Genomic DNA, 15,863 nt, shown 5'->3' on the forward strand with positions numbered 1-15,863 from the left:
GATGATCCCCTCCCTCCCATCCCACGAAAGACGCTCCTCCCGCGCAATCCTGTTCGCGGCCGCGGCTCTCGCGGCCATGGCCGTTGCCAGTGGCGGCGCGCATGGCGAGGATGTCGTTCGCCAGGTTCTGCCCGGAGCGCAGCCCGCGGTGGCGCCGCAGCAACTGGCGCGGGAGAAGGCGCCCGACCAGAGCGAGATCGAGCGCTTCTGCTCCAACATCGCCGACGCCGCCCGCGACCGCCGCTATGCCTTGCAGGCCGAGGAATTGAAGCAGCTGCAGGCCGGCATCGACGAGCGCATGAAAGCGCTGGACGCCAAGAAAGCCGAATACGAGACCTGGCTGAAGCGGCGTGAAGTGTTCCTGGCCCGGGCCGAGGACGGCGTCGTCAAGATCTATGCCGGCATGAAGCCCGATGCGGCGGCCGAACGCCTGGCGATTGTCAACGCCGACCTGGCCGCGGCTATCCTGATGAAGCTCGATTCACGCAAGGCCGGCGTCATTCTCAACGAAATGGACCAGAAGGCGGCGGCGACGCTCACCGGCATCATGGCCAGCGCAGCCCGAAGGGTAGATCCGTCATGATCCGCAGAACGCTCATCCTGTGCGCGGTAGCAGTGTTGTCCGGCTGCGGCACCAACCTCAGGGAAGTCGGCAAGGAACCGTCACTGTCGCCGGTCGGCTCGGGCATTGACGGCGGCAACACGTCTTCCCTGTATAAATACCCCGAGCCACCTCGGGCACCGGTGAAGAAGTTCTCGCTGTGGGACGATCGCCAGAGCCGCCTCTTCACCGATCCCCGGGCGCTCTCGCAGGGCGACATCCTGACCGTCAAGATCAAGATCAACGACCGCGCCAATTTCAAGAACCAGAACGACAGAAGCCGCACCGCCAACCGCAAGCTCGGCTTCGACCTCAGCGCGCAATGGGATAAGTGGAGCACCGCCGGCAAGGGTGCTGGCACGCTCAACTCCGCCACGGACACGACGGCCGATGGCGAGATCAAGCGATCGGAAACGCTTGAACTCAATGTCGCGGCGATCGTCACCGATGTCTTGCCGAACGGCAATCTGATGATCACGGGGTCGCAGGAAGTGCGCGTCAACGCCGAGCTGAGGGTGCTGACCATCGCCGGCATCGTGCGGCCGGCCGATATCGGCGCCGAGAACACGATACCCTACGAACGCATCGCCGAGGCGCGCATTTCTTATGGTGGGCGCGGCCGCATCACCGAGATCCAGCAGCCGGCCTATGGCCAGCAGGTTCTCGACCAGGTTCTTCCGTTCTAGGGATTGGAGAACAAAGCGCCGTGGCCAATGTCGAACAACTCCAGTCTCGCAAGGGCCCATCCCTTGTGGTTCAGGGCGCCATGCTGCTGGTGGTGACGGTCGCAGCCATCGGTATGGGCTGGATGTCCGGCGGCTATCTCAAGGGTGCCGGCGCACCATCATCGGTGCCGGCTGCACCTGAAAATGAGGGCAAGATCGCCGAACCCGCTGCCGCGCAACAGCCTGGCACGGGACTGACGCTTGTCGCGCTGGCGCCGATCACCACCAATATCGCCTCCCCCGCCGACACCTGGATCAGGATGGAAGTATCCGTGGTCTACGACGCGCCGCAGCCGCCGGCGATAACGGAGGACATCCATCAGGACCTTCTGGCCTTCGTGCGCACGCTGAAGATGCATCAGGTCGAGGGCGCCAGCGGTTACCAGCACCTGAAAGCCGATATCGAGGAACGTGCCTCGATCCGCAGCCAGGGGCACGCCAAACAGGTTCTCATCAGGACATTGCTGCTCGAATGAAGAAGTTCCTTCTCGCCGCGGCGCTGATCGGCGCCGCCACCTCCGTCGCGGCGGCGCAACAGCTGGACCTGGGCGGCATCGGCAAGGCCGACGGCACCACCGTCGGCTACATCATCCAGATGTTCGGCCTGCTGACGGTGCTGTCGGTGGCGCCCGGGCTGCTGATCATGGTGACGAGCTTCACCCGTTTCGTCATCGCCTTCTCGATCCTGCGCGCCGGCATCGGCCTGCAGTCGACGCCAGCGAACCTGATCCTCATTTCACTGTCGCTGTTCATGACCTTCTATGTCATGGCGCCGACCTTCGATCAGGCCTGGAACACCGGCGTCAAGCCGTTGATGGACAACCAGATCAGCCAGACGGAGGCCTTCGAGAAGATTTCGGATCCGTTCCGCACCTTCATGCTGCACAATGTGCGCGACAAGGATTTCGACCTTTTCGCCGACCTCGCCCGCGAGCGCGGCCAGGTCGTTGCCAAGGAGACGGTCGACCTGCGCATCCTGGTGCCCGCCTTCATGATCTCCGAGATCCGCCGCGGCTTCGAGATCGGCTTCCTGATCGTGCTGCCATTCCTGGTCATCGACCTGATCGTCGCCACCATCACCATGGCGATGGGCATGATGATGCTGCCCCCCACTGTGGTGTCGCTGCCGTTCAAGATCCTGTTCTTCGTCCTGATCGATGGCTGGAACCTGCTCGTCGGCAGCCTGGTGCGCTCCTTCACCTGACGTCACGATCCCGGCCCGAAGCCGCATCCGCCGACAGGACCGCGCAGTGCGCCGGACATCGTCGTTTTCTTCTCGAATTATTTTCGATTAACCGTCCGATTTAGCCCTTTGGTAGGAACTCGCCGCCATAGTCGCTCGCAGATGGCGGGTGATCTCTCGACGATCATTGGCATGATGCCGCTCCGTCATACCGGAAAAGCCGGTATGTCAAAAAAACACCTGTAAAAACAAGGTACGAGTAGCCATGGCCAGTATCATGACGAACAGCGCTGCATTGACGGCGCTGCAGAGCCTTAACGCCACCCAAAAGAGCCTCGACACCACCCAGTCCCGCATCTCGACGGGCTATCGTGTCTCCCAGGCTTCGGACAACGCCGCCTACTGGTCGATCGCGACCACGATGCGCTCCGACAACCAGGCCATGTCCACCGTTTCGGACTCGCTCGGCCTCGGCGCCTCCAAGGTTGACACCGCCTACACCGGCATGAGCAGCGCGATCACCACCATCAACGCGATCCAGCAGAAGCTGACCGCGTCCTACGGTCAGACCGACGCCGCCAAGGAAAAGACCCAGGTCGAAATTGCCGCTCTTCAGGCACAGCTGAAGGGTTACGCCGACTCCGCCACCTTCTCCGGCACCAACATGCTGTCGGTGAACAGCGGCGCGACGGCCACCACCGCCGCTGACGTCAAGGTCGTTTCGGCTTTCAACCGCACCTCCGCTGGCGCGGTTTCGATCTCGACGATCGACGTCAACGTGGAAAGCATCAAGCTGTATGAAGCCGGCACCGCTGCTACGTCGAAGGGCATCCTGGACGCCAATCGTCTCGGCGTCTCTGGCGCCGAGACTGCCACGGCTTCGGCCCCGACGCTGGGCGCTGCGGCTGCGGCCACCGATACCTATTCGGTCGCCAGCCTGGCCATCTTCTCTGGTACCACGGCCGCCAGCGACAGTCAGATCTCGCAGATGATGACCGTTGTCGACGCCGCGCTCAAGGATATGACGACCGCCGCCACCAAGCTCGGCGCCGCCAAGAGCTCGATCGACCTGCAGAAGACCTTCACGCAGAGCCTGATGGACTCCATCGACCGCGGTGTCGGCCAGCTCGTCGATGCCGACATGAACAAGGAATCGACCCGCCTCCAGGCGCTGCAGGTCCAGCAGCAGCTCGGCGTCCAGGCGCTGTCGATCGCCAACGGCTCGTCGCAGTCGATCCTGTCGCTCTTCCGCGGCTGATCGCTCTAGCAGCAGACCAAACCAGGCAAACGGGCCGCGCCAAAAGCGCGGCCCGTTTTGCGTTTGCTCCAGCCCCGCACAACCCTCGTTTCTTAACCCTCGAAAGCGGGCCTTTAACAGGCCGTTAACCATAACGCGTTAGTCATGGTTAACCATAGCTTACAACGGATTGGCGAATCGGCCCGGTCGGGGCGACGGCAATCGACGGGCGGGCCACCGGCTCGCGAGGGCAATGCCGGTTTTTTGAGAAAGACCGGCCTGGGAAAAAGGAGCGAGTTTCTTGGCGAGCATCATGACAAACGCTGCGGCGTTGACCGCACTTCAAAGCCTCAACGCCACCAACAAATCGCTTGAGCATACACAGTCGCGAATCTCGACGGGCTACAGGGTCTCCGAGGCCTCCGACAACGCCGCCTACTGGTCGATCGCCACGACGATGCGTTCGGACAACCAGGCGCTGTCGACGGTGCAGGATGCGCTCGGCCTCGGCGCCTCGAAGGTCGACACCGCCTACACCGGCATGAACAATGTCCTGACGTCGATCGGCCAGCTCAAGACCAAGCTGCTTTCCACCGTCGGCCAGACGGATGCCGCAAAGGCAAAGACGCAGACGGAAATCACCACGCTCCAGGCGCAGATGAAGTCCTTTGCCGATGCCGCCACCTTCTCGGGTTCGAATTTCCTTTCGGTGACATCGACGCAGGTCGCGGCCCCCAATGACGGCGTCCAACCCGACGCCAAAATCGTCGCGTCCTTCAATCGCTCCTCCTCCGGCGCCATCTCGCTCGGAACGATCGACATCAATGTCGAGAGCACGAAACTGTTCGACAGCGGTCTTTCCACCGCCGTCAAGAACCAGGGCACGCTCGACCGCAAGACTTCCGTATACGCGACAGCGGCCGCCCAGAACCTGTACGACACCGCCTACGCGGCTGCGATCGCCGGCGGTGGCACGGACATCGCCGCCAACACCGCTGGCCAGACGGCTGCGGGCGCGGTGGTCCCCAGGATCGACAACGTTTCCGCCTTCAATCTCGACATCACGGCAGCAGGCGTGACCGACGACATCATCACCCAGATGATCGGCAAGATCGACAAGGTCATGAGCCAGCTGACCGACCAGGCCACCATCCTTGGCGCCGCCAAGAGCTCCATCGACCTGCAGAAAACCTTCACGCAGAGCCTGATGGACTCCATCGACCGCGGCGTCGGCCAGCTCGTCGATGCCGACATGAACAAGGAATCGACCCGCCTGCAGGCCCTGCAGGTCCAGCAGCAGCTCGGCATCCAGTCGCTGTCGATCGCCAACAGCTCCTCGCAGTCGATCCTGTCGCTGTTCAAGAACGGCTGATCCGGCCGTAGCTGGCAGACACTGCTCCCTCCAATTCACGGGCCGCGCCGCAAGCGCGGCCCGATTTCATTTTCGCACAAGCTTCGAGGGTTAGTGTTCCGGCGGACAATCATGCTGGGAGTCGCTCTATCGTGCCGGAACAGATCCAGAGCATCATCTCGAATCTCCGTGGTTTTGGTGTGAAGCGCCTCGCCATGCTGGCGGGCATCGCCGTTCTGGTGATGGGCGTCATCGGCATCGCCTCGGTCTACCTCAACCGCCCGGCCTACGACACGCTCTATGTCGGGCTCGACCGCTCCGACGTGAACCAGATCGGCCTGGTGCTGGGCGAGGCGGGCATCGGCTTCGACGTCGGCGCCGACGGAACCTCGGTTCTGGTGCCGGCCGGCACCACGGCGCAGGCGCGCATGCTGCTTGCCGAAAAGGGTCTGCCGACCAGCGCCAATGCCGGCTACGAGCTGTTCGATAATGTCGGTGCGATGGGCCTGACCTCGTTCATGCAGCAGATCACCCGCGTGCGTGCGCTGGAAGGCGAGATCGCCCGCACCATCCAGTCCATATCAGGCATCAAGGCGGCTCGCGTCCACATTGTCATGTCCGAGCGCGCCAACTTCCGCCGCGACGAACAGCAGCCCTCGGCATCGGTGGTCATCCGCTATGCCGGCATCGACGCAGAGAAAAGCGCCCAGTCGATCCGCCATCTCGTCGCCGCCGCCGTGCCTGGCCTGTCGGCCGACAAGGTGACGGTGCTCGATTCCAACGGCAATCTGCTGGCCGCCGGCGATGATCCCTCCAACACCAGTGCGGCGCGCACACTCGGCGTCGAGCAGACGGTCGAGGCGCAGATCGGCGACAACATCCGCCGCGCGCTGGCGCCATACCTCGGCCCTGACAATTTCCGCGCCAGCGTCAAGGCCGAGGTCAACACCGACACCCGCCAGACGGAAGAAACCATTTTCGATCCGAATTCGCGTGTCGAGCGCTCGGTGCAGTCGGTGCGCGCCAATGAGAACAGCAATCAGAAGCAGGCTTCGACCCCGGCGAGCGTCGAACAGAACCTGCCGGAGACCCAGGCGGCCAGCACCGAGGGTCCGCAAACGACCTCGGCGAACGACCGCAAGGAAGAGATCACCAATTACGAGATCAACTCCAAGAAGATTGCCACCGTCTCCAACGGCTACACCGTCACCAAGATGTCGATCGCCGTCGTCGTCAACCAGGACCGGCTGAAGGCGATCCTGGGCAAGGACGCGACCCCGGAGCAGATCGCCAAGCGCGTCGCCGAGATCCAGAAGATGGGTGACGTCGGCCACCGGCCTCGACGACAAGCGTGGCGACGTCATCGACGTCTCGGCGGTCGAATTCATCGACGGGCTCGACGGCGAAGCGATCCCGCAGGCTGGAATGCTGGATTCCATCGGCCAGCACGCCGGCACGCTGATCAACGCCGGCGCTTTCATCGTCGTGGTGTTCCTGGTGGCCTTCTTCGGTCTGCGGCCGATGGCGGCAGCGCTGACGGCAAAAGCGGCGCCCGCTTTGTCGGGCCCGAACTTCGATGAAGTCCAGCGGTCGCTGCCGACACCCGAGGCGGCTGCTTCCGCCGATGCGGGTGCCGCCATCGGCGCCTTGCCTAGCTCGCGGCCGGGCACCAATCCACTCGATGATCTTCGCCAGAAGATCAGGCCGGCGCCTCAGGAACGGCTTGCCCGCATGGTCGATCTTAACGAGGAGCGCACAGCGCAGATCCTGCGCAAATGGGCGGCCCAGGAAGTCGCGGCGTAAACCATGGCCTCCGCAGCCCTTTTCGATCTTCTCCCTGATTTCGGTACGCGCACGCCGCGCGTCAGCCAGCCCCAGGCCGCATCCGAGCACAGGCCGGAAGCATCCGCACCGCAGGCCGATATCGGCACGCTGATCGCCGAGGCGGTTGCCCAGGCGGAGGCAACGCTGGCGGAACGGCTTGTCGCTGCCAATGACGCGGCGCTGGAAGCGGAGCGCCAGGCGCATGCCGAGGAAGCGAGGGTTTTCCTCGAAAGCTTCGGCGGCGATATCGGCAAGGCGGTCTCGCTGCGCATCGACGCCATGGAGGCACGCGTAACGGATCTTGTCACCGCCACGGTCGCCCGCATCATCGGCGCCATTGTCAGCGACGATCTGCAGAAGCGCTCGCTTGAAGCGCTCGCCGGCGCGGTTCGCGAAGCCGTCGGCGATGGCGAAGCGGTGCGCATCGCCGTCCGCGGGCCACTGTCGCTGTTCGAAACGCTGAAGGCATCTCTTGGACCACGCGCTGCAAATCTCGACTTCGTCGAGGCGCCAGGTTTCGACCTGACCGTGACCATTGACGAGGCCGTGTTCGAGACACGCATGGCCGAATGGTCGACAACCCTTTCCGAGGTCTTGTCATGAGTGTCGCCGAGGCCGATCACGGCAGGCACGAGATCATCATCGTGCGGCGGGGTCATGACGACCACGATGAGGCCCATCATGGCGGCGTCTGGAAGATCGCCTTCGCCGACTTCATGACCGCCATGATGTGCTTCTTCCTGGTCATGTGGCTCATCAACGCCGCCAATGAACAGACCAAGGCGGCCGTCGCCAGCTACTTCAACCCGGTCAAGCTGGTCGACCGCAATTCGAGTCGCAAGGGGCTGGAGGATCTGGGCGACGGGCCAAGCGCCATTGGCTCGACGGCCGACAAACCGCAGCAGACGAAAGCCAAACCCGGCCAGGCTGGCAGCGGTGACGCGGGCTCATCCGACGCCAAGAAGGACAAGCAACAGCCGCAACAAACCGACGATCACCTCTTCGCCGACCCCTATGCGGTGCTCTCCGAAATCGCCACCGACACCGGCGTCATGCAGAATGTCAGCCAGAAGGGCGACGGCGGCGCGCAAAGCGCCGGGCCGGCGACGGGCGCCTCGGGCGGCGCATCCTACCGCGATCCCTTCGAGCCGGACTTCTGGTCGCAGCAGGTGGCCACACCCGCCGCCGAGGCGAGCGCCCAACGCCCCAAGATCGAGGGCGATCCGCTCAAGCCAGGCGACAAGGCCGCCGAAACGCAGGTCGCCAAGGTCAAGGCCGTGCTGCCGGCGCCGCCCGTCAAGGATGCCCCGCTCGAGCCCCTGGCCGAGGATGGCAAGGACGCCGCCGCGACGATGGCCAAGGCTGGCGAAACCAAGGCTGGCGAAACCAAGGCCGGCGGTGCCAATGCCGGTGATGCCAAGGCGGGCGACAGCAAGGCCGTGGCTGCCGCCAAGGCGGATAGTGCAGCCGCCGTGCAAGAGACGACCGCGCCTGAAGCCGGGGAGAAGCAGCCGACCGCCGCTGCCGTGAAGGCCGCGGCCGACGTCAAGCAACAGCTGGCCGAAGCCTTCAAGCCTGGCGACAAGCTGCACGACGGCGTCTCGGTCGAAGCCACCGACAAGGGCGTCGTCATCTCGATCACCGACCAGCTCGACTTCGGCATGTTCGAAGTCGGATCGGCGGTGCCGAGCCGCGAACTGGTGCTGGCGATGGAAAAGATCGGCCGCATCGTCAACAGCCAGAAGGGCACGATCAGCATCAACGGCCACACCGATGCGCGCCCCTTCCGCAGCGCCAGCTACGACAATTGGCGGCTGTCGACGGCGCGCGCGCATTCCGCCTACTACATGCTCGTGCGCGGCGGCGTCGACGAGCGCCGCATCACCGAGGTCGCCGGCTTCGCCGACCGCCAGCCGAAGGATCCGGCCGATCCCCTGTCGGCGGCCAACCGCCGCATCGAGATCCTGATGGCGACCGGAGGATGAAGCGGGCGGCCGTCACCAGCCGGCTGATGGGCCTGTTGCTGCTGGCAGCCGGATATCCGTCGGCCGGCTTTGCCCAGGACACGCTGCAGCCCTACCAGCTGGTGCGCTCGCTGCAGCTGGTCCAGGACCGCATCGCCGCCGGCGATCACGCCGCGATGCCGATGCAGGCCAAGCTGCTCGAGATGATTGATACCCGGCTGCGCGAAGCGGATGCGGAGGACTTCAAGGACCCCAAGAATTTTCGCGCTCTGCTGGTCTACGGCATGAGCGGCGGCAATCCCGTGACCGTCGAGGCGGCGGTTTCTCGTGCCAAGGCCGTCGATGCCCAAGACCTCTCAATCGCCAAGGGCGTCATAAACTATCTGGTTGGCCGACCCACCGGTGCGATCGAAGTCCTGAGGCCAATCGATCCTATGACGCTGCCCAGCGACCTCGGTGCTTTTCTTGCCTTGGTCAAAGGGTCGCTGATGGCGACGGACGACCCGGTGATGGCGCTCACGCTGCTCGATGAGGCCAAGCTGCTCAGCCCCGGCACACTGGTCGAGGAAGCGGCCCTGCGGCGTTCGGTCGGCATCGCCGTCACCAGAGGCGACGCAGCACGGTTCGCGCGTGCCTCCACCCAATATGTCGAGCGCTATCTCTATTCGCCCTATGCCAGCCAGTTCGCCGATTCCTTCGTCTCCGGCGTCATTACCCTGCACATGTCGATCAGCCAGGACAAGCTCGCCGACATCACCTCGATGATGGATCCCGAGCGCGAGAAGGTGATCTATCTGCGTATCGCCCGCCGCGCCGCGATCGACGGCCTGAGCGAATTGTCGGCCTTTGCCTCCGCGCGGGCCGAGCAGGGCCGCGACGGCAACACCAATCAGGGCGATCCGCGCGCCGAGCTTTACTCGAGCCTGTCCACTGTGACTTCCGGTACGATCGAGGATGTGCGCACCAAGCTCGGCAAGATCGACCGCAGCAAGCTGTCGGACGGTGACCGTGCCCTGCTCGACGCCGCACAGGCGATCGCCGGTGAGGTGGTGGCGCCGCCTGCTTCCCTTCCGGCGGCAACTCCGGCGTCTGCACCCCTTGCACCGCAGCCCAAATCCGAGGTCGCCGCCACACAGGCCACCGACGCGGCCGGATTGCCGCCCGTCGAAGGTGCCGTCTCCGAACAGCCCGCCGCCTCGCCATCCGGCGCGAGCGCGCCGGCGCCTTCAGCCGATTCGGCGACGGTCCTGCCGGCATCGGCGCCGGCAGCTTCTGCCGGTCCCGACACGACCGATCCGACCGACGCCGCCATGATGAAAACCCGTCGACAGCTCGACCTGATCGACCAGATGCTTGGAGCCGCCCCGAAATGACCCCCAGTCTCGGCCCGGCCCTGCCAGGATTTACCGCCGCGCGCACGGCGGAGCAGCCGGCCGCCCCCGGCACGAAGGATGATGCTGGTTTCGGCAAGATGGTGCATGGCAGCGCGGGCCAGGCGGAAAAGCAGCCGACGACCGAGGGACGCGCGCGCGACCCGCGCTGGAGCAAGCTTGCCGCCAGCCTTGCGGCACAGGCAGGCGAGGACGAGGCAAAGCCGGCCGGCAGGGCGAGGACCACGCCCACCGGATCGACGGCAGCGAAATCCGTGAAGGACGCCAAGGGCGTCGAGGCGGACAAGGACGCCGATACCGAAACGCCAGCGACCGAAGCCAGCGCAATGCCGCTCGACGATCATCTGCCTTTGCTGATGGCATTTCATGACCTGCGCCATTTCTCGACATCGGCCAAGTCGGCCGACGCAAGCGAGGCCGGACAGGAACCGGCGCTCGACGGGCAGCTCCTGTCAAAAGCCTATCGGGCGACATCCGCCGCCGGGCACGACGACCTCGAACCGATGCCGAAGCCCGAGCAGGTCTCACTCGTGGACGGGCCGTTGAAGAAGCTCGACGGCCAATCCGGCCGCGACGCGAGCGCCGGCACTGGCGCGCCACGGCGTGACAATGCAATGGCCGCCGGCCCGCTGCCCGAGACCCACAACCGCCGATGTGCCAGGCGTCGAACAGAAGCAGGCGGCGCCGCAGCTGAAGTCCATCGCCGACGTCCAGTCCTCGTTGCGGTCGGAGCCAGGAAAACAGCTCTCGGCCCAGGCGCGCGTCGACGTGGTTTCCGAGCGCAGCTTCCCTGCTCCGCCGCAGGCGTCGATGAGCCAGGCAGCACTCAACGTAATCAACGCCGTAGCGGCCGATGTTGGTCCGCAGCAGGCGTTTTCGACCGCCGCCGCGACCACCCAGATGGCCGGCTCTGTTGCCGTTCCGACACATGTGTTGAAGATCGAACTTCACCCGGCCGAACTGGGCATGGTCACCGCCCATCTTCGCCTCTCGGGAGAACAACTCTCGATTGAATTGAAGCCCGAAACACACGACGCCTACCGCCGGCTTTCCAGCGACAGCGAGGCAATCGTCAAGTCGCTGCGCGGGCTGGGCTTCGAGGTTGATAAGGTCACCATCATGCAACCTTCGGTGGCAGTTCCGGCTACGACCCGGACGGATGCAACCGCCCCGCTCACCGCCGCGCCTGGCCGCGACCAATCCGCCTTTCAACCCGGAAACTCCAGTGGCGGCAACGGTGGAGCCGGCGGCCAGCAACCGGGCCAGCAGTCCGCAAGGGGTAATCATGATGACGCGCAAGCCCACGGCCGCGCCGCTTCGCCATCTCGCGAGCGCGCTGGCGGCGATATGTTTATCTAGCCTCGCCAACGCCGCCCTCGCCGCTACCAATCCCTGCGAGCCCGAGATCCTGCGCGCCGCTGATCGCTATGGCGTGCCCGCCGGCATCCTCTATGCCGTCGGCTTGACCGAGACGGGCAAGAAAGGCAGCCTTCAGCCTAACGCATTGAATATAGAAGGAAAAGCGATCTTCCCCAGGAGCCGGGCCGAAGCGCTTGCCACCTTCGCCAATGCCCAGCGCGAGGGCAAGACGCTGATCGATCTCGGCTGCATGCAGATCAACCACCACTATCATTCCTCGCACTTCCGCAGCGTCGAGGACATGCTCGACCCGCGCCAGAACGTCGACTATGCAGCGCGTTTCCTGGCCAGTCTCCATGCCCGCCACGAGACCTGGTCGATGGCCGTCGCCCGCTACCATGCCGGCCCCGACAACGACCCGGCGCAGAAGGTCTATGTCTGCAGGGTGATCGCCAATATGGTCGCCACCGGTTTCGGCAAATGGACAACCAACGCCCGCACCTTCTGCAACCCGTAAGCGTATCTTCTGCCCCTAATACGCCCGTAGCACTGCTCAGGGCTTGCCGTTTTGACTTACCCAGAACTTCCCCCCGCAAGCATATCTGGTTGCACGCTAATGCAACCGGCACGATTCCAGACTCCCAAGAAACTAGTTACAAGAAATGACGGTTGTTCAGGATTCCCGCCAACGGTTAGGCCTTTCCCCACGGGGCAAATGTGCTGATTCGGAGGCGGGGCCGATGATCGTGATCGTTGACGAGCGAGAGCTCGTAACTGAGGGATACAATTCACTTTTTGATCGCGAGGGCGTCGCCTGCGCGGGCTTCGCGCCCGGCGAATTCGGCGAGTGGGTCAACTCGGCCGCCGACACCGACCTGCGATCGGTGCGGGCCTTCCTGATCGGCGACTGCCGCGACGGCGCCATCTCTCCGCGCCAGATCCGCGACCGCACCGGCGCTCCGGTCATTGCGCTCAGCGAGCAGCATTCCCTGGAAAACACGCTGCGGTTGTTCGAGAGCGGCGTCGACGACGTCATCCGCAAGCCCGTCCACATCAGAGAGATCCTGGCCCGCATCACCGCCATCCGCCGGCGCGCCCATGAGGATGTCGCCTACACCGAGATCGGCGCCATGCGCATCTTCATGGACGGCCGCGACCCGGAGATCGACGGCCAGCCGCTGCCCCTGCCGCGCCGCGAACGCCGCATCCTCGAATATCTGGCGAGCAACCGCGGCCGCCGCGTCACCAAGACCCAGGTCTTCAACGCCATCTACGGCATCTTCGACGAAGAGGTCGAGGAGAACGTGGTGGAAAGCCACATCAGCAAATTACGCAAGAAGCTGCGCGAGAAGCTGGGCACCGACCCGATCGATTCCAAACGCTTCCTCGGCTACCGGCTCGTCTTCTGATGCCGCGCCGCGCCAGCCTCGCGCAAGACAGGACGCGTAGCCTCGCCACCAGTGGCATGGATATTGCGGAGACATCTCGATGAGCCTCTACGGAATGATGCGGACCGGCGTTTCCGGCATGAACGCCCAGGCCAACCGCCTGTCGACAACCGCCGACAACATCGCGAATTCCGACACCACCGGCTACAAGCGGTCCTCGGCCGAATTCTCGACCCTGATCATGCCGTCGACGGGCGGCGCCTATAATTCCGGCGGCGTCACCACGACGATCCGGCAGGCGGTGAGCGATCCGGGCGTGCTGCAGTACACGACCTCTGTCTCCGACCTTGCCGTCAGCGGCGATGGTTTCTTCGTCGTCCAGGATCCGAGCGGCACGCCTTTCCTGACCCGCGCCGGCGCCTTCGTCCCCGACGCACAGGGCAGGCTGGTCAACGCGGCCGGCTTCCAGCTGATGGCTTACAGCTACGCCAATGGCACCCCGGCGGCGACGGTGAACGGCTTCGAAGGCCTGGAGCCGGTCGTCATCTCCGACCAGGGCCTAACCGCGACACCAAGCACCCAGGGTACTTACAGCGGCAATCTGCCAGCGGGTGCGACGCCGGTCGTCGCCGCCAACCTGCCCGGCGCCAACGCCGCCACGGCGCAGTACACCTCGAAATCGTCGATGGTCGCCTATGACAACCTCGGCAACAAAAAACTGCTCGACGTCTATTTCACCAATACCGGTGCCGGCACTTGGCAGGTGGCGGTTTTCGATCAGTCGAAGGCGACGCCAGGAACATCGTTCCCCTACACCGGCGGCGCCCTCGGCACGGCCAACCTGACCTTCGACACCACGACCGGCAAGCTCACCGGCGCGACCACCGGCGTTTCATTCACCGTGCCGGGTGGCGCGAGCCTCAATCTCGACCTGTCGAAGCTGACGCAGCTCGGCACAGGCTTCACGGTCTCCGACGCCCAGGTCAATGGCAACGCGCCCAGCACCATCGACAAGGTCCAGATCAGCAAGGACGGCACCATCTACGCCCAGTACAAGGACGGTTCCACCAAGCCGCTCTACAAGATCCCTCTGGCCGACGTGCAAAGCCCGGACCAGCTCAAGGCCCTGCCCGGCAATGTCTATGCGCAAGGCACCGATTCCGGCGCGATCCGTGTCGGCTTCGCCAATGAGGGCAAGGCCGGTTCAATCATCTCCGGCGCGCTCGAGAATTCAAACGTCGATATCGCCGAGGAATTGACTGACATGATCGCGGCGCAGCGCAGCTACACCGCCAATTCGAAAGTCTTCCAGACCGGTTCCGACCTGATGGACGTCCTTGTCAACCTGAAGAGATAAACCGGGCGTGGCCCGTGAAAGACCAGCATGTCGTTATCTTCCGCATTGAGCATCGCCCAATCGGCGCTTATGAGTACCGCGCGTCAGACCAGCGTTGTCACGCGCAACGTCTCGGACGCCTCCAATCCGGATTATGCGCGCCGCATCGCCGTCGTCACCAGTACGGCGCCCGGCGCGCGTTCGGTTGATATCCAGCGCGTCGCCAACGACCTGCTCTTCCGGCAGAATCTCGGTGCCTTGTCGGCTTATAGCGGCCAGAACGCGCTCTACAGCGGCATGGATCAGCTGGACGTTTCGGTCAACGGCGTCGACAATGCCTCCTCGCCCTCGACGGCCATCGCCAATCTGCAGCAGGCGCTGCAGCTCTACGCCACCTCGCCGTCCAACCAGAATCTCGGCTCCAGCGTCATCGACACGGCCAAGCAGGTCGTGCGCTCCCTGAATGAAGGCTCCAAGGCCATTCAGGATTTCCGCACCCAGACCGACGGCCAGATCGACACGGCGGTCAAGGACCTCAACTCGCTGCTCGGCCAGTTCCAGGACGCCAACCAGGCGGTCATATCCGGAACCCGTTCCGGCACCGATGTTTCCGATGCGCTCGACCAGCGCGACGCGCTGCTGAAGAAGATCGCGGACTATGTTCCGATATCGACCTTCACGCGCGGCGACAACGACATGGTCATCACCACGGGTGACGGCACCACGCTGTTCGAGACGATACCGCGCACGGTGAGCTTCAAGCCGGCGGCCGGCTATGCCGCCGGTGCCCCCGGCAACACCATCTATATCGACAATGTGCCGGTCTCGGCGGGAAGCGGCGGCAACACCACCGCCAGCGGCAAGCTTGCCGGCCTGCTGCAGCTGCGCGACGGCGTCGCCTCGACCATGCAGGGCCAGCTCGACGAGACCGCGCGCGGCCTGATCACGGCCTTTGCCGAGACCGCGCCCTCGATGCCCAACGCCGCCGGCCTGTTCACCTGGTCCGGCGCGCCGGCGGTGCCGGCTGCGGGCACGCTGGTCAATGGCCTGGCCGGCACGATCAGCATCAATGCGGCGATGGATCCGAGCGCCGGCGGCAATCCGACATTGCTGCGCGACGGCGGCGCCAACGGTGCGGCCTATGTCGCCAACACCAGCGGCGGCGCTTCCTATTCCAGCCTTCTGATTGCCTATGGCGACCGGCTCGACCAGCCGATGACGTTCGACCCCGCCGCCGGCATTTCGGCAACATCAAGCGTTTCCGACTACGCCGCCAATTCGATCGGCTGGCTGCAGGGCATGCGCCAGCAGGCTTCGACCGCCGCCGACGCGAAGGAAGCGCTGGCACAGCGCAGCTCCGAGGCGCTATCCAATGCGACCGGCGTCAATGTCGACCAGGAAATGTCGCTGATGCTCGACCTCGAACATACCTATCAGGCATCGGCCCGGATGATGAAGACCGTCGACGACATGATGACGGCCCTGTTGAACGCGGTGGGATAAC

Annotated in this window: 14 protein-coding genes and 1 pseudogene; all 15 read left to right on the plus strand. The window is 64.5% G+C overall.

Annotated features, from left to right (window positions below):
- Position 1: 1 nt before the first annotated feature.
- The 15 genes and pseudogenes from ACVILI_RS29965 (at position 2) to flgK (ending at position 15,862) form a co-directional block, all read left to right on the plus strand.
- Positions 2 to 583, plus strand: coding sequence for a MotE family protein (locus tag ACVILI_RS29965; RefSeq protein ID WP_084791788.1), 582 nt, complete (start codon positions 2 to 4; stop codon positions 581 to 583).
- Complete coding sequence (flgH, locus tag ACVILI_RS29970; RefSeq protein WP_038649312.1) at positions 580 to 1,287, plus strand: flagellar basal body L-ring protein FlgH; 708 nt, start codon at positions 580 to 582, stop codon at positions 1,285 to 1,287. Before ACVILI_RS29965 ends, flgH begins: the two co-directional genes overlap by 4 nt.
- Before the next feature lie 20 nt (positions 1,288 to 1,307).
- Positions 1,308 to 1,802 carry a flagellar basal body-associated FliL family protein gene (locus ACVILI_RS29975; protein ID WP_038649316.1) on the plus strand — a complete coding sequence of 165 codons (495 nt, stop codon included), beginning with the start codon at positions 1,308 to 1,310 and terminating at the stop codon, positions 1,800 to 1,802.
- The gene (gene fliP / locus ACVILI_RS29980) at positions 1,799 to 2,530 is read left to right on the plus strand and encodes a flagellar type III secretion system pore protein FliP (protein WP_019860957.1); all 732 of its coding nucleotides are present in this window, start codon (positions 1,799 to 1,801) and stop codon (positions 2,528 to 2,530) included. Before ACVILI_RS29975 ends, fliP begins: the two co-directional genes overlap by 4 nt.
- 244 nt (positions 2,531 to 2,774) lie before the next feature.
- Positions 2,775 to 3,767 carry a flagellin N-terminal helical domain-containing protein gene (locus ACVILI_RS29985; protein ID WP_019860958.1) on the plus strand — a complete coding sequence of 331 codons (993 nt, stop codon included), beginning with the start codon at positions 2,775 to 2,777 and terminating at the stop codon, positions 3,765 to 3,767.
- Positions 3,768 to 4,047: 280 nt separating this feature from the next.
- Entirely contained in the window at positions 4,048 to 5,118 is a 1,071-nt protein-coding gene (locus ACVILI_RS29990) for a flagellin N-terminal helical domain-containing protein (RefSeq protein ID WP_019860960.1), read from the plus strand.
- Positions 5,119 to 5,249: 131 nt separating this feature from the next.
- Positions 5,250 to 6,900 (plus strand): annotated as a pseudogene (gene fliF / locus ACVILI_RS29995) (flagellar basal-body MS-ring/collar protein FliF).
- Between the two features lie 3 nt (positions 6,901 to 6,903).
- Positions 6,904 to 7,524, plus strand: coding sequence for a hypothetical protein (locus tag ACVILI_RS30000; RefSeq protein ID WP_019860962.1), 621 nt, complete (start codon positions 6,904 to 6,906; stop codon positions 7,522 to 7,524).
- A complete protein-coding gene (locus ACVILI_RS30005; protein WP_240564542.1) occupies positions 7,521 to 8,906 on the plus strand; it encodes a MotB family protein in 1,386 nt (461 codons plus the stop codon). Before ACVILI_RS30000 ends, ACVILI_RS30005 begins: the two co-directional genes overlap by 4 nt.
- A complete protein-coding gene (locus ACVILI_RS30010) occupies positions 8,903 to 10,258 on the plus strand; it encodes a chemotaxis protein MotC (RefSeq protein ID WP_038649323.1) in 1,356 nt (451 codons plus the stop codon). The genes ACVILI_RS30005 and ACVILI_RS30010 overlap by 4 nt, the downstream gene beginning before the upstream one ends.
- Before the next feature lie 672 nt (positions 10,259 to 10,930).
- Positions 10,931 to 11,635 (plus strand): flagellar hook-length control protein FliK, encoded by a 705-nt coding sequence (fliK, locus tag ACVILI_RS30015; RefSeq protein WP_457102717.1) that lies wholly within the window; start codon positions 10,931 to 10,933, stop codon positions 11,633 to 11,635.
- Positions 11,565 to 12,152 (plus strand): transglycosylase SLT domain-containing protein, encoded by a 588-nt coding sequence (locus ACVILI_RS30020; RefSeq protein ID WP_019860966.1) that lies wholly within the window; start codon positions 11,565 to 11,567, stop codon positions 12,150 to 12,152. The genes fliK and ACVILI_RS30020 overlap by 71 nt, the downstream gene beginning before the upstream one ends.
- A 223-nt stretch (positions 12,153 to 12,375) precedes the next feature.
- Positions 12,376 to 13,044, plus strand: coding sequence for a response regulator transcription factor (locus tag ACVILI_RS30025; RefSeq protein WP_010911291.1), 669 nt, complete (start codon positions 12,376 to 12,378; stop codon positions 13,042 to 13,044).
- Positions 13,045 to 13,123: 79 nt separating this feature from the next.
- Positions 13,124 to 14,380, plus strand: coding sequence for a flagellar hook protein FlgE (locus tag ACVILI_RS30030; protein ID WP_019860969.1), 1,257 nt, complete (start codon positions 13,124 to 13,126; stop codon positions 14,378 to 14,380).
- A gap of 27 nt (positions 14,381 to 14,407) precedes the next feature.
- A complete protein-coding gene (gene flgK, locus ACVILI_RS30035) occupies positions 14,408 to 15,862 on the plus strand; it encodes a flagellar hook-associated protein FlgK (RefSeq protein ID WP_038649330.1) in 1,455 nt (484 codons plus the stop codon).
- Position 15,863 lies beyond the last annotated feature (1 nt).

Source organism: Mesorhizobium sp. USDA 4775 (genome assembly GCF_054062655.1).

What these genes read in the sequence shown, in the direction of transcription:
- ACVILI_RS29965 (WP_084791788.1), top strand. Translation starts at nt 2, where the DNA reads ATGATCCCCTCCCTCCCATCCCACGAAAGACGCTCCTCCCGCGCAATC.
- flgH (WP_038649312.1), top strand. Translation starts at nt 580, where the DNA reads ATGATCCGCAGAACGCTCATCCTGTGCGCGGTAGCAGTGTTGTCCGGC.
- fliP (WP_019860957.1), top strand. Translation starts at nt 1,799, where the DNA reads ATGAAGAAGTTCCTTCTCGCCGCGGCGCTGATCGGCGCCGCCACCTCC.
- ACVILI_RS29985 (WP_019860958.1), top strand. Translation starts at nt 2,775, where the DNA reads ATGGCCAGTATCATGACGAACAGCGCTGCATTGACGGCGCTGCAGAGC.
- ACVILI_RS30000 (WP_019860962.1), top strand. Translation starts at nt 6,904, where the DNA reads ATGGCCTCCGCAGCCCTTTTCGATCTTCTCCCTGATTTCGGTACGCGC.
- ACVILI_RS30005 (WP_240564542.1), top strand. Translation starts at nt 7,521, where the DNA reads ATGAGTGTCGCCGAGGCCGATCACGGCAGGCACGAGATCATCATCGTG.
- ACVILI_RS30010 (WP_038649323.1), top strand. Translation starts at nt 8,903, where the DNA reads ATGAAGCGGGCGGCCGTCACCAGCCGGCTGATGGGCCTGTTGCTGCTG.
- ACVILI_RS30020 (WP_019860966.1), top strand. Translation starts at nt 11,565, where the DNA reads ATGACGCGCAAGCCCACGGCCGCGCCGCTTCGCCATCTCGCGAGCGCG.
- ACVILI_RS30025 (WP_010911291.1), top strand. Translation starts at nt 12,376, where the DNA reads ATGATCGTGATCGTTGACGAGCGAGAGCTCGTAACTGAGGGATACAAT.
- ACVILI_RS30030 (WP_019860969.1), top strand. Translation starts at nt 13,124, where the DNA reads ATGAGCCTCTACGGAATGATGCGGACCGGCGTTTCCGGCATGAACGCC.
- flgK (WP_038649330.1), top strand. Translation starts at nt 14,408, where the DNA reads ATGTCGTTATCTTCCGCATTGAGCATCGCCCAATCGGCGCTTATGAGT.